The organism is Paenibacillus sp. OK003 (genome assembly GCF_900109515.1).
Taxonomy (GTDB): Bacteria; Bacillota; Bacilli; order Paenibacillales; family Paenibacillaceae; genus Paenibacillus; species Paenibacillus marchantiae.
Map to the genome: position 1 here is coordinate 22,159 of NZ_FOBD01000003.1, position 18,138 is coordinate 40,296.

Below are 18,138 nucleotides of genomic sequence, written 5' to 3' on the forward strand. Positions count from 1 at the left end.
AAAGGAAACGATGATGAAGAAAAGAATTTTGGGAGTCAACGGTTTGGAAACCTCTGAAGTTGGATTTGGATGTATGGGGCTGAACTACCATCGGGGACCGGCAAAAGACCGGGGTGAAATGATATCCGTTGTACACTCAGCTATTCATGCTGGCATCACGATGTTTGATACAGCGGAGGTTTATGGGCCTTACACCAATGAGGAGCTTGTTGGTGAGGCGCTCACAGGGCGTCGGCATAAGGTACAGATTGCAACGAAAGGAGGCCATAAAATTGCTAGCACAACAAATGAACTGGACAGCCGTCCAGAATCCATTATTCGTTCAGTTGAAGGATCATTAAAAAGATTAAAAACAGATTATATCGATTTATACTACATCCACCGTGTTGATCCAAAGGTTCCAATTGAAGATGTGGCGTTGACGATGCAAAAGCTGAAAAAAGAAGGTAAGATTCTCCACTGGGGTTTGTCAGAGGCGAGCGCTACAACGATTCGTCGTGCGCATAACGTTGAACCACTGACGGCAGTGGAAAGTGAATACTCGATGTGGTGGCGAGAGCTGGAAAGAGACATTTTTCCCGTACTCGATGAATTGGGGATCGGTTTGGTAGCCTATAGTCCCCTGGGTCGTGGATTTCTTACCGGGAAATTAGACAAGAATGCTTCATTCACGGAGAACGACAACAGGGGCGAGCTTCCGCGGTTTACAAAGGAAGCGATGGAAGCAAATCAGGTGGTTGTTCAGTATCTGAGTAAGCTGGCTGAGAAGAAAAATGTAACCACAGCGCAAATTGCACTAGCATGGATTCTTGCTCAGAAACCCTCTATTGTACCTATCCCAGGCACAACAAATGTCAGTAGAATCTCAGAAAATGTTGCAGCAACCGATATTGTCTTCACCGAGCAAGAATTGATGACAATTAATGATGAGATTAGCAAGATCCAAATTGTTGGTGACCGCTATCCCGAATCTGAAAAGAAAAAGACAGGCAATTAACAGAGGAGCATTAAACACCCCACCTTAAATAATTCGTGGTGGGGTGTTTGATGTGTAAAGGCGGAGAGATTCTCTTATAGAGAATGATTTATTGTTTGTTAGAAATCACGCTATCCAGGAAGGTATCAGCGTCGCGATTAAACTTCCAAACGATACCAAATTTATCAACCAACATTCCGAAGCAGGAAGACCAAGGCATTTCTGATAAAGGCATGATCACATAACCACCTACAGACAACTTAGAAAAGTAGTTTTTCATTGCCTGTTTATCATCAATAATGATACTAATGATTACATTGTTGCCTTTAACCAGCTCACCCGTTACATTCTTCATCGAAGGAAGAACATCCGACATCATTATTTTCCCACCAGCGAATTCTAACGATGACTCCATAATCATATTCAACTCATTTTCTGGCAATGGATAGTTTGGATCTTGTGAAAAATCCTTGAATTTTACTTTTTTTACCTCACTTGCGTTTAAAGCTTCTGAGTAAAACGCGATGACCTGTTCGGTGTTCCCATCAAAATTTAAATATGCAATAACTGACATGATAAAACCTCCTTCTTGTAATACATGAAGTGTAAGCTATAATAGGTGACAGCTTAGTTGTCACCTATTAGCTTTGTTCAAAAATTATATTTTAAAGAGGACGATCATGAATAAAATTGAACGATTAATATCCATCATAATGATCTTGCTGCAAAAGAATGTCGTATCAGCCACCGAATTTGCGAAATTTTTCAATGTGTCCAAAAGAACGATTCTACGTGATATGGAAACACTTGGATTATCTAACATTCCCATTTATGCTATAAATGGAGTGAACGGCGGATACGGGATTATGGACGAATATAAAATAGACAAACGACTTTTAAGCAGCAAAGATTTAGAAAATATACTAACTGCACTGGGCGGATTAGGAAAAATTCTCTTTAGTGACGAAGTAGAATCAACGCTTATGAAGATTGAATCGATGATAGGTTCAACGACTTCGGGAGGTACAATTCAACTGTCTTTTTATAATTGGGATGGTCGTCCTGAAATTGTACAACTCTTAAAGATCTGTCAGGAAGCAATAGAGCAAGGAAGGTTACTTACATTCGATTATATAGATCAAAGTGGAGTCAGGTCGCAGAGGCGGGTCGAGCCATATCAGCTACATTTTAGCGAAATGAGTTGGTATTTGAAGGGGTTTTGTTTAGATCGAATGGAGTATCGAACGTTTAAACTGTCCAGAACGGATCATCTGAGTATCGACATTAAAACATTTATTGCTAGAGATTATATGACTGAACAGAAAACAGAGCAATATGATCAACCGAGTCTAATTACAATTAAAGTATTGATCTCACATCGAATAAAAGATCAATTCATTGAAAGATACGGTCAAAAAAGGATTGAGGCTCACAATTCCGAACTGCTTATAGCCGAAATAGATATGCCGCAAAACCACTTTGGATTCCGGTTTTTAGCTAGCTTTGGAACGGATTTGCAAATCATAGAACCTAAAGCATATGTTGAAGAATTCCGAGAGTTTCTGAATGCCATGATAAATAAATATGTCTAAGAACCCATACTTTAATTCTGTTGCATGCTACGATCCACTACTTAGGGGCAATATAAGCTTAATCTCTCTTGTACACCAGCTAAAATTTCTTCTGGCATCTCCTTGACCTTGATATCTCCACCTAAGAAAAGCAACCAATTGGTTATTTCGGTTAATTCTTCTGCATGATGAACATTGATAAACGTCTTTATAACGGCTGTAGTTTGGTAAGGGTTCGTATAAGAAAGTGAAAACTTTAAAGGATGGTATTTCTTGAACTGTGCAATCGCCTTTGGACCAAGTTCAAGGACAAGGTTAATCATTTCTTCCTGCTTACTTAGCTGTTCTAAAATCTTTTTCTTACTCACCTTTTTTTTCACAGGGAATGGTTCTATATGGGTGAGATTATCGACAGATAAAATCCGTCTCTTTTCTTCATCTAAGTCAAAGCCTTCAATGAGCCATAGGTTTTTTTCACGATATAGGTGCAAAAGATAAATGGGATAAGACTTTATTTCCATCTCTTCTTGGACGGTAACCAACAGATAGTTCTCTATAAGAAGAAGCTGTATGAGTTTTTCCAACATAGGGTGGGGCAGGTCTGACAGATCAAGCAAGTCGGGATTATGGGGGTTGGTTCCTTCAAAAAGCAATATTTGATTTAAAAGAACAAGGTCATCTTGCTGATTTTCGGAGATGAGGCCCAGTAACTTTTCGGTTAAAGACTGACGGCTCTTTAGATAAGGAAGTTGTTGATTTCGGGTTGCCATAAAGGCGAGAAAAAGAGCTTTGATTTCATTATCCGTAAAGCGGACCGTAGGCAGGACAGAGTTGTTCATGACAAAATAACCGCCATCCCTCCCAACTTCAGCGACAAGCGGCATACCCATAGCTTCAATTTCTCGGATATCTCGAATAGCGGTCGAACGAGAGATGTTAAATTCCCGCATGAGTTCAGTAATGGTAAAGCGAGCGCGATTGTTGATATATCTCATGATGATATTAATCCGTTCAACTTTTTTCATCGGGTCCCCCTAAACAGTATCATAATTTGACATGATTTAAGGTTATTATAAACCCATCAAGTCAAAAGACAAATCCATTGATCAATTTAAAGAGGACGGTGTTACGAATGAGTGATTATAATATTGAGGAAAAAGACAGCTTTATCGTTTTAGGTATTGGAATTGAGCTTAAGAGCCACTACACTGACTTTGCTGGTATTAACAAAGAAAAGGCGGATTTTTGGTCGGCTGTGAAAGAAGATGGAAGCCTGGATGCTTTAAAAGCTATAGCGACAAATGACTATATTTTTGCCGTGAACGAAGCGGTGAATAACAAGATGATGCATTATGCGGGTGTCATGACAGAAGAAACACTGCCAGAAGCAACCAGAGTGATCCAATTCCCCAAGGGAGAATACCTGGTCGTTGAAGGGGAAGGGACAACATCTGATGAGTTGAGTAATAACCTTACTGGCGCTGCATTTGGACAAGTTCTACCAGCGGAAACGAATTATGCATATGTTGGTGGGCCCAATACTACGGTTGAGATGGGGCAGCGAAACGGCTTGTTTTTTGGTGAAATATGGATTCCTGTTGTTAGGAAATAAGGTGTAGGAGAGATCGGATTGTCATATATCGTTGATTTTAAAAATGTGTCTACGGTCGGCTTAGAGTCCTCACCAGTAGCAGCAGCGCTTGCAGGTTTGCGTGCGAATGAAGCCCGTTATTTTATGAACAAATATAAGCATGAATTTACGGTTGTTCCTGCTAGCGAAAGTCAGGACACTCTGGACTACGTGAAGCGAGTTTTGAAGGAAGAACGTGATATTGAGTTTGCGGCCAAGCCCTTGGAAACGTCGGCTTTTCAAGTGGAAAACATTCGATTTTCCTACGTCTTTTATGAAGATGGTCTTGGACTCAATGTCATGTATACGGTGGATGACCCTAAGAAGCGGGCCGTTGGTTTTAAGCTTTCTGAAGGGATGGAAGTTCCAGCGGAGTTAGAAGGCAAGTTTAAGTTTGCCAGACAGAAATCCAAGTTAGCTGGAACGATTCGGGGCTCATTTTTTGTAATCAAGAGAGATTATTAAAGAGGATAAATCGCGTCTTGAATATACCCAACTTGGGGAGATAAAGCTATAGCATTGAGCTATCGCTTTATTTTCGTTTAACAAATATGGTCGTTACTGAAATAAACTATAAAGAATGGAATCTGAATTGATGAGGAGGGAACCTCGATGTCTATTCAATTAAACAGTAAGTTCTGTGAAAGCTTCAATATTCGTTATCCAATCGTTCTTGCGGGGATGGCGGGTATTGCAAACATGGCACCTTTAGTGGCTGCGGTTTCTAATGCAGGTGGGTTAGGGACGTTAGGCGCTGCTTATATGAGTCCTGAGGAACTAAGAAACGCTATACACGAGATCAAAAAACGGACGCAAGCACCGTTTGCCGTAAATATTTTTGCTCATGTTGGACCGGATCACAGTTTGGCATCTTGTTGGACGAAAAAGTTCCGATTATTAGTACAACGTTTGGATTACTTTCCGAGCATCATATGCAGAAGGCAAAATCGTTAGGGATCAAAATTATGAATATGGTCACCACGGTAGAGGAAGCTATTCAAGCAGAGAAGCGCGGATGTGATGTCATTGTTGGACAAGCTAGTGAAGCAGGAGGGCATCGAGGAACTTTTGATGTATCATCACAGCCCAGTGGAGCAAATATCGGAACCATGGCACTTGTCCCACAAATTGTAGATCACGTCCATATTCCAGTCATTGCTGCCGGCGGAATTATGGATGGCAGAGGACTGGTGGCTTCACTCGCTTTGGGAGCACAAGGGGTGCAAATGGGGACTCGTTTCTTGACATCAATAGAGTCTGGCGCACATGAGGTATATAAACGTGCACTGCTTGATAGCACAGAGGAAAGCACCGTAATTACAAATGCCTTTTCTGGCCGGCCAGCGCGTGGCATCAAGAACGACTTTATATAACATTGGGAAGCATCCAGTATTAAGCCGTTAACCTTCCCTACCCAAAATACATTAACTCGCGAGATCAGGAATGCTTCTGCTAAGCAAAATAATCCCGAGTATATGGCCCTTTGGGCAGGTCAGGGCACGAGAATGTTAACAAATAACCAATCTGCAGGCGATATCATTAATCAAATTGTAGAAGAAGCCAGAGCTATCATTCAGTAGTGATTATAATTTCACATCCAGCGAATATTGATCGCGAAGTACTGACAAATGGTGGAGCTCATGTCCAGCCATAACAAATGCGATTGATCGAGCCGAAGCAGGATTATCACTGACGATCCCTCTGCAGAGCCAAGCTTCCGGCGTGAGGTGACGGAGCATAAGAATGGTTGAGCGGCGTGTGACGGCATATTCCTCGTTCAAATCGGCTGCGGTATATGCGTTGAAAGGATGGTTCTGCATAAGCACGTCCTGATCGTAGCCGGGATGATTCGTTTTGTCACCTCTGGCGATGCGAAGCAATCGACTGCTCATGATGCGTTCGTTATCCAAAAGGTGGCCGATGACCTCCTTCACGCTCCATTTGCCTTCGGCGTAACGATAGTTTGCTTGCTCCTCTGTTAATGAAGAAAGCAAAGTTTGTACGATGTTGGCCTGCTGCTCTAACCTTTCGATGATGTTCCCTTCAGGAACAAGCTGGATGTACCCTTCATAAAAAGCTGCATACTCCTCTGTAGTCGGTCTTTCAACCATGTAAATGCCTCCTTTGGGATTCTTAGATCTGGAATATATTGTAGCATATATCTTACTTTCAGCATTGAAATTAGCCCCTCCGCTTTATGGCGGATGAGCTCTTTGATGTGATTTAAGCAGTTATATGAGCAGTTATATGATTTGGTTGTTCCACTTTCAATCCGTACGTCGTATCGCTTTTTGTTGGACAAATTTCTCCAAAATCGAAAAATCCTCAGTCACTTCTTTGAATGGCAGCGTGTCCAGCACCTGTTCCCGGTAACTCTTTTTTGCCGCTGCGCTGAGACGGGAGTCCAGTATGCTGAGTATGCCTAGATCCGTTTCACTACGAATCAAGCGACCCGTTCCTTGCCGTAACCGAAGAAGCATGTCTGGTACGAACACTTCCATGAACGGATTTTCCGATACAGATGCCTTATATTCATAAATAGGATCGGATGGAACAGGGAAGGGCAGCCGGAAAATAATGACCTGCGACAGGTCGGGACCCTCAATATTCACACCTTCCCAGAAGACACCGGTACTAAGGAGTACACCTTTGCTTTTCCTGAATTCGGTGATGACACTGTCCTGGGAAGATCCCTCTTTTTGAACATGGACTGCCCATGTATATTCATCAGGCCTTGAAATCAGCTTCTTATGAATGTACTTCATGTCCTCCTTTGCTGAAAAAAGGACGATCGTTCTTCCTTGTGTTAAATCACAGAGTTGAACCAATTCGTTGTAGGCTGCTTCAAGATAGTTTTCGCGTTGTTCATGGTGGTAATATGGGACTACGTTCGAGATGTACATCATGGTATGGTTGGTGTAATCAAAAGGGGAGGATTTTCGATCCATAAAATCCCCCTTATAACCGAGGGACTGCGTCAAATAAGAGTATTGTTCCTCCAGCGTATCCCCGCCTTGGCACAGCGTTGCCGACGTTAGGATAACAGGCGCCTTGCCATTAAATAAAGCATACTTCAGAAATTGGCTTATATCTTTGGGACAGATGCTGATCGTGGCTACTCCCAAGGGACTGCTTGCCCATATGAGATAGTTATCCTCTATTTCAGCCAAAACATGGATGAGGGTAATAAGCCCGTTTATAGCTTCAAAAGCGTCATCAATCTCCCGTTCGTGACGGGAGGTCAAAATGGAAAGGCGAAGACTAAGATCTTTCAAATCGTTCGAGACTTGATATAACGGTATTCCTTTGATCTCCGACACTTTTATACGGTCGCTATCCTGCTTGGCATGGTGGAGCAGATCCGCGTTTATTTGTTGGAAGATGCGTTCAACACATTTTTTTATAAAATTGGATTGTGAGAAGAGACCTTTATCCCCGGACTGCTTCGTGAGAAGCTGCACAGTGTTATCCAGAATGCGGCAGATTCCCCGATAAGTGAACTCAAGTGTTCTGGCATCTCGAACTTTTGCTTCCAGATTATGCGCTTCATCAATGACGATCAGAGCAGGCTGTTCTGAGATGATACTCTTGGTTCCTTCTTTTTTCTTCATCAAATCCCGTATGAGCAGGTCCTGGTTCACGATAATAAAATCAATCTCATGAGCCTTTGCATTTAATTTAGCCCTCATATCATAAAACAAGCATGCATTTTTATGATGGCAACGTTCAAATTTGCAATCATTTACGGAAACGTTGGACCATTCGGCATCACTAATTCCAGCTTTAATATCGGCTCTTTCATCAATTTCATAATCTAATATGCGCTGGGCAAGGGTAGACAGTGAGGCGTTCGGATCATCAGGCCGGATCAATTCCGCTGCCCTGCTTCGGCAGGCATACTGGCCCATACCTTTGCCCACAACGGAGCGAACCGTCGTAAAGCCCAACCGGCTACCAATGACCCTTAAATCTTTATGTATCTGTTCCGAAAGCTGAATGGAGGATGTAGCTATAATGACCGGTTTCTGCGACATTTGATTCGTGAGCAGGCTTGGGATCAAGTAGCCAAAAGACTTGCCGATTCCGACACCAGCTTCAATCATGGCATTATGTCCATGGAGATAAGCATCGGCTATATCGAGAGACATTTCTTGCTGCCCGATTCGCTCTCTAAGACCAATTCGAGGGAACCGATCATAGATTCGGAAGATGGCGTTAACCAAAGAACGTTCGATTTCCCTTTTCGATTCCCGCTTATTTATCGTATAGAGTTCATTTAACCAATTCATAACGATCGCCCCTCTTCCAAATGAATGATCTTCTTGTAAGGAATTTTTTAGTCAAACTGTAATTATCTTAGATGGTGAGATAACAGTCAAGTGTTCATAAGGAAGAAGGCTTTCAAATGCAATATGAAGAGCTTCATTCTTCCTTTCTAAATACACCTGCAATAATTGAATTAATGGTAAAATAGTGAAAATGGTTCATGTTGGAGGATGCTCATGTATAAACTGATGATCGTAGAGGATGAACTGCTCATGCGGGTTGGAATTCGTTCCATGCTGAATTGGGAAGAGTACAATTTCTATGTTGCTGGAGAAGCGGGGAACGGGAAGGAAGCGTTGGAACTCGCGCTAGAAGTGAACCCTGATCTAATTATTACCGATATCAAGATGCCGATCATGGATGGGTTAGAGCTCATACAAGAGGCATCTTGTTTACTGAAAACCTGCAAATATGTCATCCTGAGTAATTTTGACGAATTTCATTATGCAAAAGAGGCACTGAAGCTTGGGGCTGTAGACTACTTGATTAAAAGTGAGATTACAGAAACCTCTCTAGTTGATTTGCTTACCACCATTGAAGAAAAACTACAAAGTGAACGTGGCACTCAGACCAACGTACCATTTATGACACATGACCATTCCAAGAGCCTGAGACATCTCAAAGACGGCTTCTTCCAAGATGTTGTAAGCGGATTCATAAATGAGAAAGATATGGCTGCCAAAGCTGAAGAAATACATTTACGTTTACGATCAGACAAGTTGGTGGTCATCCAGTTTATTGTGAATTATTACGAGGAGGCGAAGAGGAAATATGTCGAGAAGGGGGAAAAGCTACTTCGATTCTCTATTCTGAATATTATGGAAGAGATCATTCCATCCAAATGGGAGAAAGAGATTTTTGTGGAAAGCTCATCTGAATATTGGGTTATTGTCAATGTTCTTCCTGGGAGTGAGTCTGTGCAAGCCGATCTAAACAAACTATGTAATAAGCTTCTGTCTTCAATCAAGGATTTTATGAATTTGTCACTCTCAGCGGGTGTAAGTACAATCGTTTCCGGTTTCCACGGCATAAGAAAGGCGTGTCGAGAAGCGGAATTCGCTCTAAGGCAAAGTTTCTTTAAAGGCAGTAATCAGATACTGTATTACGCGGACGTGATTCAAGCTCCAGCTCGGAAAGAAGTGAATGGAATGCTCAGTCCAGAGCAAGAACGAAATTTCCTCAAGTTATGGGTGAGTAAAGATAACCAAAAGGCGGAGGAATTCCTTGAAGAAATTCGCTCTAACCTGGAGGTGCAAGAAGCAGATGAGAGCAGTATTCGCAAGCAATATATCAGGGTGATGGAGACCATACACTCCCATCTCTCACGAGCTATTGAACGAGGCAGGCCTTCCTTTACCGAGAGATCGCCTTACGAAATCGTTTTGAAAGGAGAGTATTGGGAGGATATTCACCAGGATATGCTGGCTCATATTTCGTATTACTTTAAAACCGATTCCCTGATTATGCAGGAGCGTTCCTACACAGACCTCGCCATTGAGTTAATGGACAAGTATTATGCCGAGGATATTTCGTTGCAAAGTATTGCTAGCCAGATCAGTGTCAATCCTTCGTATCTCAGCCGATTGTTTAAGCAGGAAAAAGGAGAGAACTTCATCGCATACCTGACACGAGTTCGGATTGAACATGCCAAGGCTTACCTATTGAGCAGGGAACTGAGAGTATATGAAATCGCTGACAAGGTGGGCTACCATAATTACACGTACTTCAGTAAGATTTTCAAAAAATCGGTAGGATTCACTCCTGAGGAATATCGAGAACGACAGCAGGAATTCATGTAATCCGTGAATAGAGGTGCAGCATATGAGGCATTCCCGGCTCTTCCCCATCAAGTACAAAATCATGGTGATATGCATTACAGTCATCATTCTTCCCGTACTTGTGATGACGATCAGTTCGTATTATTCCTCTGAACGATTATTGGCACAGAATTATACCAATCTGCTCACCGATCTGGCCAAGCAGACGAATATTCGCATCGATGAGTTCCTAAAGGAGATTGAGAAAATCACACTGCTTGCCAGCAATGGACTGAGCGACAATTTATCTGCAACCCATGAAGGAAGCTTTCCGATCCAGGATTTCCTGCGAGAGGGTGATGAACAAAATGAGATTGCCGCATACAATATTTTGATGAATTATATCATGATGAAGGATCGCGTATTTTCCATTTACCTCTATAATTTGAACGGGGGACAAAATCTGTTCGTCAGCCCTAACCAGCCTATTGACCCGGACTTCAAAGTGGCGAACGAATTGTGGTTTAAAAAATTCATGCATGATAATGATCGTACCATCACATTGACAACCCGAATCGATGAGCAATTGGAGAATAAAATTCTGGCAGTGTCACACGCTCGTAAAATTCATGATGTGGCTAGCGGGGAACTGCTTGGCGTGATTGTCGTCAGCATTGATATAAAGTTCATCGAAATCGTTAATCGTAACTTGCAGGAAGGGCTGCGTTCCAGGTTCATGATTGTGGATGAGAATGACAAAATTGTATATAACGTGAATGACCGCTTAATCGGTACATTGTTCCGGGACAACGTTCGTCCTCCCGAATCATTAAATGTTGTGGTGACCAGTCCACTTAGTCAGCAGAAATGGACTACTTACTTATACATGCCTTTGGATGAGCTGACTGCCGACGGCAAAATATTAGGGCATAATCTGGTGACACTGTCCATTGTCCTGGTTCTTTTTGCTGCCATTATTTCGATTTTTCTATCTCATGTCATCACCACCCCCATCAAGAAGCTGCTGCGCAATATCTCCTTGGTCGAGAAGGGGCAGTTTGAACAAGTTGAACATATTCGTTCTCGCGATGAGATTGGGCATTTATCGGTTCGATTTAACAAGATGTCACATGAATTGAAGCGTATGGTTGAGCGGATGCAACAGGAAGAAATAGAGAAGGCAAAGGCCGAGATGCGTGCGCTTCACGACCAGATCAAGCCTCATTTTCTGTATAATACTCTGGGTTCAGTGAAATGGATCGCCTCCATGCAGCAGGCTGAAAAAATCGTGGAAATGACCGATGCATTAATCTCGATGCTTCGTTATGCCACAAGATCCGATGGAACCCTCGTAACGATTCGTGAAGAAATCGATAATATAGCGAATTACGTGACGATCCAGAATGTCAGGTACTACGACTGTATTCAGATGAAATATGAGATTGAGGATAGACTGCTCGATTATCGTATGCCCAAAATGATTCTGCAGCCCATTGTGGAGAATGCAATCTTTCACGGTCTGGCCGAGCTTGAAGAAGACGGAGTCATTACCATTCGAATTCAACCACGGGGCAGTGATATTGTGATCGAAGTCTGCGATAATGGCATTGGTATGGATCAACATACGATCCAGAACTTTATGGAAGATAAGCTCGAAGCAGACAAAGGAACAGGAATCGGCCTGCATAATGTGCAGCGGCGTATTCAACTTCATTTTGGCAAGCCTTATGGAATACAGGTGGCTAGTCAGATTGGAGAAGGTACGACTTTTATCATTCTGCTACCTGCCATCAAAGAAACACTGTAGTCATAGAAATAATCATGCATACGTTTACCATAGTAGAACGATTCCAACTGTGTTTCGTAGGTTAAACACACGCAAAGAGCTTGCAGAATTAACTGCAAGCCCTTTTGGTTATCCCTTGACGCTACCGAGTACCAAACCCTTGGTAAAGTATTTCTGTAAGAACGGATAAACGAGCAAAATCGGGATGGCACCCAGGAACATTTGAGCGGCGCGCCCAGTTCTGGCGTTCATCATGGATAACAATTGAGTATAGTCTGATCCAGATTTCAGCATGATTTGCTCAAAGCTCTGCAGCAGGGTCTGCAGGTAGCTTTGTAATGGATAATTGGCTGGATTGTTCATATAGATAATGCCATCGAACCATGAATTCCAATGGCCGACGATACTGAACAAACCGACCGTTGCGAGAGCGGGCTTGAGGAGTGGCAATAGAATACGAAGCAATACCTGCACAGGCCCGGCACCGTCGATGATCGCTGATTCTTCAATCTCCTCTGGCAAACCTCTAATGAAATTCATAAGAATAATCATACTAAACACAGGCAGAGCTCCGGGCAGAATCAGAGACCAAATCGAATCAATCAATCCCATTTTGACGACCACCAGATAGGTAGGAATTAATCCTCCGCTAAATAACATGGTCACAATGAAAAATCCCATATAGATATTACGGCCCATCAACTTTTGTTTGGATTTGGATAAGGGATAGGCGGTGAGCACGATCAGCACCAGATTTACCAACGTTCCGAGAACGGTTCGTTGGATCGCCACCCAGAGAGAGGAGAAAAATGACCCTCCAGTTAATGCAAATTCATAAGCCTTAGTCGTGAATTCAACGGGCCAGAACGTAACATTTCCCGCAGATACAGCTGCGCTGCTGCTGAATGAAACAGCCAGCAGGTTGATAAACGGCAGGATACATAGGAGAGAGATTAGAAGCAATATGGTGTAGTTTAATAAAAGAAATACACGCCTGCTCATACTTTTATCATAGATCATAATGAACGTTCCTCCTTAGAAGATACGATAGCCAGCCACTCTGTAAGCCAGAATGTACGATACGGCAACGAGAACACTGGAAATGATGGATTTAAATAATCCGACAGCCGTACCAATCGAATACTGTGCCTGCTGAATTCCTAGACGGTATACATAGGTATCAATTATATCTCCAGTCTGATACACGACAGGGGAATATAGGTTATAGATTTGATCGAATCCGGCATTGAGGACGTTACCAAGTGACAACACAGTCATTAAGACAATCGTTGGCATGAGGAGGGGCAATGTGATGTAGATGGTCTGCTTCCATCGTTTGGCTCCATCAATTACCGCAGCCTCATATAGACCAGGGTCAATACTGGTCAGAGCTGCTAGATATACAACCGTGCCGAATCCGAAGCCTTTCCAGATATCACTCACAATCATGGTCCAAGGGAATATGGACGGTGTGCCCAGAAAAGAGATTGGTGCAATCCCGAATACGCCTAGAAATGTGTTAATGATGCCATCGGAGCTAAGTATATCCAGCATGATGCCGGCCATAATGACCCAAGAGAGGAAGTTCGGAATGTATACGAGTGTTTGAAATGTACGTTTGACACCACTGTGCAGCACTTCGTTAAGCAGTAATGCGAAAATAACAGGCACGATAATGCCCCCGATAATCTTGAAGACGGACATATACAGCGTATTCCAGATGGTTCTTACGAAGTTCGGCTGACTAAATACATGCGAAAAATTGTCCCATCCTACCCACGGCGAGTTGAAGCCGAGACCCGGATTGTATTTTTGAAATGCAATAATAAGCCCATAAAAAGGGATGTAGCTAAAGATGAAGACCAAGACTAGGCTCGGGATCAACATGAGATGGTAGGGGCTTTGCTGCTTCCATTTGCTCAGCATTCATATTCCTCCGTTCTTGGCAACCGTATTATTATTTTCCGTAGGCGTCATTGACTGCCTGAGTCGCTTCATCGCCTCCGGCTGCTCGCCAATTCTGGACGACAACATCGAAATAATCGATACGTTCGCTGCCCATGATAATCTTGGTGAAGCCTTCTGTCAGGATATCATCCAGCGTAGTACCGTAGCTCGACAGCACCTCCGGTGAAACACCCCATAGCGCCGTCTTTGTGTAGTTCTCGCTATCGAGTACTTTCTTAGCCAGACCATACGCATTCTTTGGAGCACCCTGTTGCAGATAATCACCAACTGCTCCCGGTGTTGCATTCTTCATAAACTCAACGCTGTTGTTATATTTCTGCCACATTCCCGAAGTTGTGAGCCCACTGGTATCCTCGGATTGAAGGGCTGCTGATACAGCCTCGAACTGCTCGTAATCTGAATTCGGATTAAGTACACGGAACGCCCCGACCACATGGGCAATATCATTGTCGAGCAAAGCGGATAGTGTTTCTTTGGATTCCTTACCATTGCCTTCATCAACGATATAAGCATAGTCATTCAAAATCTTAATTACTTCTTGAGGGCTCTTAAATCCCTTTTTCATGACAATATAATTGTTGTTGGCGAAGAAGATGGATTGTTTCGCTTCCTTACCATCAATGGTAGGGATGATATACGGATAAAAGATCGCGTCTTTACCTAGATTGGCTACTGTATCAACACCAGGATTATAACCCCACCACTGGTAATAAGGCTGTACGCCCACTTTGCCGGCTACGATATCCGCGTTCATCGCATTAAAGTCTTTGATTGCAAATTCCGGATCAATGATACCTTGCTTGTACCATTCCGACCACTCAGCCAGTGCATTCTTCATCTCAGGCTGGACTGAGCCATACACTAATTTCCCACTGTTATCCTCCATCCACATATCTGGATGCGCATTCCAAGCAATGGCGAGCAGGTTGAGGTAATCAAGCGATTGATCTACTGCTATGCCATATCCGCCATGCTTTTCCATAAATTTGAGTGCAATGTTCTTGATGTCTTCCACCGATTTCGGATCTTGGAGACCCAGTTCTTCTTTCCAATCGTTCCGAATCCAGATGAAGTCTGGTTGATCAATTAATCCCCAGTGCATCTGCGGTATTCCATACAGCTTGCCTTCCTTCTTACCAGACTCATAGCTGTCCGCGTCCGTTTCCATGTAGCCTTTGAGACGTTCTGAAGCGTGCTGTTCAAAGACATCGGTAAGGTCCATTACCATGTCTGCTTCGACTAGCTGCCTTAATTGTGATGGATTAACCCTAAACACGTCGGGGAGATCATTCGATGCTATAGCCAAATTCAATTTGGTATCATACTCATCGCTGACCCAGTCTGTTTTGACATCAATATTAAACTGCTCTTTGTATCGCTTGATCCACACATTGTTTGTAATATCATCTCCCTTTGGATATTTGGCAGAAGAATATTCTGACGTCACGGTGTGAATGGTTGTTATTCCGCCCTCGTTGGCATCCGAATCGGTATTGGATGTACTTTTCTCGGTGCTGCTTCCATTCGTACAGGCGGCGACCAATAAGGTCGACAGGCATAAAGACAACAGTAAAGTCTTGGTTTTCTTGTTCATTTCCTTTCCCCCTTAAGCGTCATATGTGAATACGTTTTCTTGAAAATAGTCTAAACGAGAAAGGGAGAACGGGATATAAAGGTTATTGACGAGAATTCGCATGTTTTTTACTTTTGGGTTAAAGCGGAGAAATGATCAAAGTGGTTAGTGCACTTTTTTTACTTTTCACCCAATCTTTTTTTACTCATGGTCCAATGACGACCACCCAGATATTTTGATTCGATATTAATACGTGGCAGCAGTATTAACAAAAATAAATAGAATAATCTGGGATTTTAGGTTAAGATATATACATCTGAACAAAAAGGAGCGAATTTCAATGACTAACAAGGTGATTGTGCTTTAGGTTCACAGAAGGTTATTTGCGGCATGGGAATTCCTTTTGTGGACATTGCAATGCGGGAGATCGTCCCGACAATGTTTACTGGAGGAGATCATTATTAACTTTAACGAAGCTGTTAACATCAGCAATACGCATGTACTGGCATTGGTATCCGAGTTGTTTCATCTGGAGGGTTACAACATTGAGCTTATTCCACCTCATGAGGGTGGGCGGAATGTCGTTTACACCTGTGAGCAAGAGGGGTATGAATCGCTAATTCTCCGAGTGTCTTTTTTGCCTGACAGAAACCGCGAAGATTATATTGCCGAACTGGAATATGTCCAGTATCTGTTTGATCATGGAGCCAGCGTTTCGAATGTGGTGAGTTCCAAGAAGGGCAATCTGTTAGAAGAGATCGCTTATGATCATCATACGTTTTTTGTCAGCCTGTTTAACAAGGCTAAGGGAAAGTTGCTAATAGAAAATAATTATCAGTACCGGGAAGGCGTTCCAATTACCGAGCACTATTATAATTGCGGTAAAGTCCTGGGGAAAATGCACCAAATATCGAAAGAATATAGTCCCGTTCATCGCCGGCATCATTTTTTTGATAATTACAAAGGTGAATATATCAATAACTTGATACCTGAATCATTCTCGCTGCTTAAGGAGAAGATGTTCGAACTGCTGAATACCTTAAAAGGTTTGGACACAAACCAGGAAACATTCGGGATGATCCATTTCGATTATAATGATGGGAATTACTCAATCGATTTTGATACCGGTCAAATCACGGTGTATGATTTCGATAATTCATGCTTCGGTTGGTATATGTATGACCTGGCAGATCTATGGACACACGGTGTGGGCTGGATACAATTCGAACCTGACGCCGGTAAACGCAAAGCGTTCATGCATGATTATTTTGAAACCGCCCTCGCTGGTTATACTTCCGAAACCAAGATCGAAGATTCGATGTTGGAGAAGCTGCCTTTATTTATTCAAGCTACCCTCTTGGAGACTATTCTAGGTCAATTGGAGGAAATGCAGCATACTGGCGAAGAATTGGAAGATAACGAAGAAGTGTTGTATCTCATTAAATGTCTGGAAGAGGGTATACCGTACAGGGGATTTTTCCATGACATGTATTCGAGTGAAGCACCTTTTACGTTATGAGGAACGCTGAAGGGACATACAACTGAAGCATGAATAACCAGTGACTAACCAAATGTGGAGGCAGCCGGCATAGACCGGTTGCCTCTTTGTTTAGCTATGGCACTCTATTCGAATTTGGAAGGAGGCACGTTGTAAAATTTTTTAAATGCTTTGGAAAAGGTGAAGGGATCGGGATAGCCCAGAAATCCGGCAATTTGCTGGACCGTATATTTTTTCTCATACAGATAGTCACGTGCCCGGTTCATCTTGATTTGATTGATGTACTGTCCCGGCGTAATACCTAGAATTTTCTTGAACAAAGAAATGAAATATTTCTCAGAGACACCTGCAATGGCCGCAAGCTCGTTAACTCGGATGACACGATGCAGATTCGCATCCACGTATGGGAATACGTTCTGCAGAACCTCCAAACTTCCTTCCGTTTTCCGTGGTTTTCGGTCTTTTAGAAATTCACCGTTATATAGACCATGCCCGTGAAGCTCCAGAATTTTGGCAATCACCAGTAGTAGAGAAGCCTTCAAGTAGAGTGGACTTCCGGCAGCGCCGCTGTTCTGCTTGAACCTTCGATAGGACGAGGTGAACAGCGTTGATTCCTCCCGAACCAGGTTGCCTGGTACGATGCCCGGCAGTTGAAACTCGCCCAGAATTCGCTTTTGCTCAGCGATGCTGAAATCAAAGTGCATGTATATGAATCGGCACAGTTCTCCGGTCGCGGAAGCAAGATAGGGCATATCTGGATAAAAAAATACAACGTCACCCTGGTCCGCTGTATGCGCGATTCCATCAATGATAATCTTGATGGATCCTGCTGTAATGAACCACAGATCATAATCGGAATGTGACTTGTGCTCAACCCAATGGCTGTCATGAGTTTGTTCCAAATAAGAGCTCATGCGAAGTGTGATATACTCCGAAAGTTCATCGATTATACTCATATTTACAGTCCCTGTATGCATTGGATTCAATTCATTCCTCTCCACTTTATGACATCCTTCGATTTATAACTAATATAACCAAGGCTTTATCTCTTGT

General features: G+C 42.8%; 15 protein-coding genes and 1 pseudogene. 8 read left to right on the forward strand and 8 right to left on the reverse strand.

Annotated features, from left to right (window positions below):
- The first annotated feature begins 13 nt into the window (after positions 1-13).
- On the forward strand, positions 14-997 hold the full coding sequence (locus BMW94_RS05090; RefSeq protein WP_090995287.1) for an aldo/keto reductase: 984 nt from the start codon (positions 14-16) through the stop codon (positions 995-997).
- Positions 998-1,085: 88 nt separating this feature from the next.
- Here the strand turns inward: BMW94_RS05090 and BMW94_RS05095 are convergent, their stop codons facing one another.
- Entirely contained in the window at positions 1,086-1,550 is a 465-nt protein-coding gene (locus BMW94_RS05095) for a VOC family protein (RefSeq protein WP_090995291.1), read from the reverse strand.
- A gap of 106 nt (positions 1,551-1,656) precedes the next feature.
- On the opposite strand from BMW94_RS05095, the gene BMW94_RS05100 reads away from it, so the two are divergent.
- Positions 1,657-2,568: a helix-turn-helix transcriptional regulator gene (locus BMW94_RS05100; protein ID WP_090995293.1), complete on the forward strand. Its 912-nt coding sequence runs from the start codon at positions 1,657-1,659 to the stop codon at positions 2,566-2,568.
- A 41-nt stretch (positions 2,569-2,609) separates the two neighbouring features.
- On the opposite strand, the gene BMW94_RS05105 is transcribed toward BMW94_RS05100, so the two are convergent.
- On the reverse strand, positions 2,610-3,572 hold the full coding sequence (locus BMW94_RS05105) for a helix-turn-helix transcriptional regulator (RefSeq protein WP_090995294.1): 963 nt from the start codon (positions 3,570-3,572) through the stop codon (positions 2,610-2,612).
- 107 nt (positions 3,573-3,679) lie between these two features.
- Between BMW94_RS05105 and BMW94_RS05110 the strand changes: the two genes are divergently transcribed.
- From BMW94_RS05110 to BMW94_RS05120, 3 genes and pseudogenes are all read left to right on the forward strand, one after another.
- A complete protein-coding gene (locus BMW94_RS05110; RefSeq protein WP_090995296.1) occupies positions 3,680-4,159 on the forward strand; it encodes a GyrI-like domain-containing protein in 480 nt (159 codons plus the stop codon).
- Between the two features lie 18 nt (positions 4,160-4,177).
- Complete coding sequence (locus BMW94_RS05115) at positions 4,178-4,642, forward strand: phage tail protein (RefSeq protein ID WP_090995298.1); 465 nt, start codon at positions 4,178-4,180, stop codon at positions 4,640-4,642.
- Between the two features lie 234 nt (positions 4,643-4,876).
- A pseudogene (locus BMW94_RS05120) lies at positions 4,877-5,757 on the forward strand (NAD(P)H-dependent flavin oxidoreductase).
- A 3-nt stretch (positions 5,758-5,760) separates the two neighbouring features.
- On the opposite strand, the gene BMW94_RS05125 reads toward BMW94_RS05120, so the two are convergent.
- On the reverse strand, positions 5,761-6,288 hold the full coding sequence (locus BMW94_RS05125; RefSeq protein ID WP_090995300.1) for a DinB family protein: 528 nt from the start codon (positions 6,286-6,288) through the stop codon (positions 5,761-5,763).
- A gap of 156 nt (positions 6,289-6,444) precedes the next feature.
- Positions 6,445-8,466 carry an ATP-dependent DNA helicase gene (locus tag BMW94_RS05130; protein WP_090995302.1) on the reverse strand — a complete coding sequence of 674 codons (2,022 nt, stop codon included), beginning with the start codon at positions 8,464-8,466 and terminating at the stop codon, positions 6,445-6,447.
- 213 nt (positions 8,467-8,679) lie between these two features.
- Here BMW94_RS05130 and BMW94_RS05135 point away from each other — a divergent pair, with 213 nt between their 5' ends.
- Together BMW94_RS05135 and BMW94_RS05140 are read left to right on the forward strand one after the other, a co-directional pair.
- Positions 8,680-10,302, forward strand: coding sequence for a helix-turn-helix domain-containing protein (locus tag BMW94_RS05135; protein WP_175480584.1), 1,623 nt, complete (start codon positions 8,680-8,682; stop codon positions 10,300-10,302).
- A gap of 22 nt (positions 10,303-10,324) precedes the next feature.
- On the forward strand, positions 10,325-12,067 hold the full coding sequence (locus BMW94_RS05140; protein ID WP_090995304.1) for a cache domain-containing sensor histidine kinase: 1,743 nt from the start codon (positions 10,325-10,327) through the stop codon (positions 12,065-12,067).
- Between the two features lie 108 nt (positions 12,068-12,175).
- On the opposite strand, the gene BMW94_RS05145 is transcribed toward BMW94_RS05140, so the two are convergent.
- From BMW94_RS05145 to BMW94_RS05155, 3 genes are read right to left on the reverse strand one after another with little or no spacing between them, the layout of a single operon-like run.
- Entirely contained in the window at positions 12,176-13,066 is an 891-nt protein-coding gene (locus tag BMW94_RS05145) for a carbohydrate ABC transporter permease (protein WP_090995305.1), read from the reverse strand.
- 15 nt (positions 13,067-13,081) lie between these two features.
- A complete protein-coding gene (locus BMW94_RS05150; protein ID WP_090995306.1) occupies positions 13,082-13,972 on the reverse strand; it encodes an ABC transporter permease in 891 nt (296 codons plus the stop codon).
- Positions 13,973-14,003: 31 nt separating this feature from the next.
- Positions 14,004-15,608 carry a type 2 periplasmic-binding domain-containing protein gene (locus BMW94_RS05155; RefSeq protein WP_090995307.1) on the reverse strand — a complete coding sequence of 535 codons (1,605 nt, stop codon included), beginning with the start codon at positions 15,606-15,608 and terminating at the stop codon, positions 14,004-14,006.
- Positions 15,609-15,990: 382 nt separating this feature from the next.
- On the opposite strand from BMW94_RS05155, the gene BMW94_RS05160 reads away from it, so the two are divergent.
- Complete coding sequence (locus tag BMW94_RS05160) at positions 15,991-17,106, forward strand: phosphotransferase enzyme family protein (protein ID WP_254790123.1); 1,116 nt, start codon at positions 15,991-15,993, stop codon at positions 17,104-17,106.
- Between the two features lie 104 nt (positions 17,107-17,210).
- Here BMW94_RS05160 and BMW94_RS05165 read toward each other — a convergent pair whose 3' ends face one another.
- Positions 17,211-18,041 (reverse strand): helix-turn-helix transcriptional regulator, encoded by an 831-nt coding sequence (locus BMW94_RS05165; RefSeq protein ID WP_254790124.1) that lies wholly within the window; start codon positions 18,039-18,041, stop codon positions 17,211-17,213.
- Positions 18,042-18,138: the final 97 nt, after the last annotated feature.

What these genes read in the sequence shown, in the direction of transcription:
- BMW94_RS05090 (WP_090995287.1), top strand. Translation starts at nt 14, where the DNA reads ATGAAGAAAAGAATTTTGGGAGTCAACGGTTTGGAAACCTCTGAAGTT.
- BMW94_RS05095 (WP_090995291.1), bottom strand. Translation starts at nt 1,550, where the DNA reads ATGTCAGTTATTGCATATTTAAATTTTGATGGGAACACCGAACAGGTC.
- BMW94_RS05100 (WP_090995293.1), top strand. Translation starts at nt 1,657, where the DNA reads ATGAATAAAATTGAACGATTAATATCCATCATAATGATCTTGCTGCAA.
- BMW94_RS05105 (WP_090995294.1), bottom strand. Translation starts at nt 3,572, where the DNA reads ATGAAAAAAGTTGAACGGATTAATATCATCATGAGATATATCAACAAT.
- BMW94_RS05110 (WP_090995296.1), top strand. Translation starts at nt 3,680, where the DNA reads ATGAGTGATTATAATATTGAGGAAAAAGACAGCTTTATCGTTTTAGGT.
- BMW94_RS05125 (WP_090995300.1), bottom strand. Translation starts at nt 6,288, where the DNA reads ATGGTTGAAAGACCGACTACAGAGGAGTATGCAGCTTTTTATGAAGGG.
- BMW94_RS05130 (WP_090995302.1), bottom strand. Translation starts at nt 8,466, where the DNA reads ATGAATTGGTTAAATGAACTCTATACGATAAATAAGCGGGAATCGAAA.
- BMW94_RS05135 (WP_175480584.1), top strand. Translation starts at nt 8,680, where the DNA reads ATGTATAAACTGATGATCGTAGAGGATGAACTGCTCATGCGGGTTGGA.
- BMW94_RS05140 (WP_090995304.1), top strand. Translation starts at nt 10,325, where the DNA reads ATGAGGCATTCCCGGCTCTTCCCCATCAAGTACAAAATCATGGTGATA.
- BMW94_RS05145 (WP_090995305.1), bottom strand. Translation starts at nt 13,066, where the DNA reads ATGATCTATGATAAAAGTATGAGCAGGCGTGTATTTCTTTTATTAAAC.
- BMW94_RS05150 (WP_090995306.1), bottom strand. Translation starts at nt 13,972, where the DNA reads ATGCTGAGCAAATGGAAGCAGCAAAGCCCCTACCATCTCATGTTGATC.
- BMW94_RS05155 (WP_090995307.1), bottom strand. Translation starts at nt 15,608, where the DNA reads ATGAACAAGAAAACCAAGACTTTACTGTTGTCTTTATGCCTGTCGACC.
- BMW94_RS05165 (WP_254790124.1), bottom strand. Translation starts at nt 18,041, where the DNA reads ATGAGTATAATCGATGAACTTTCGGAGTATATCACACTTCGCATGAGC.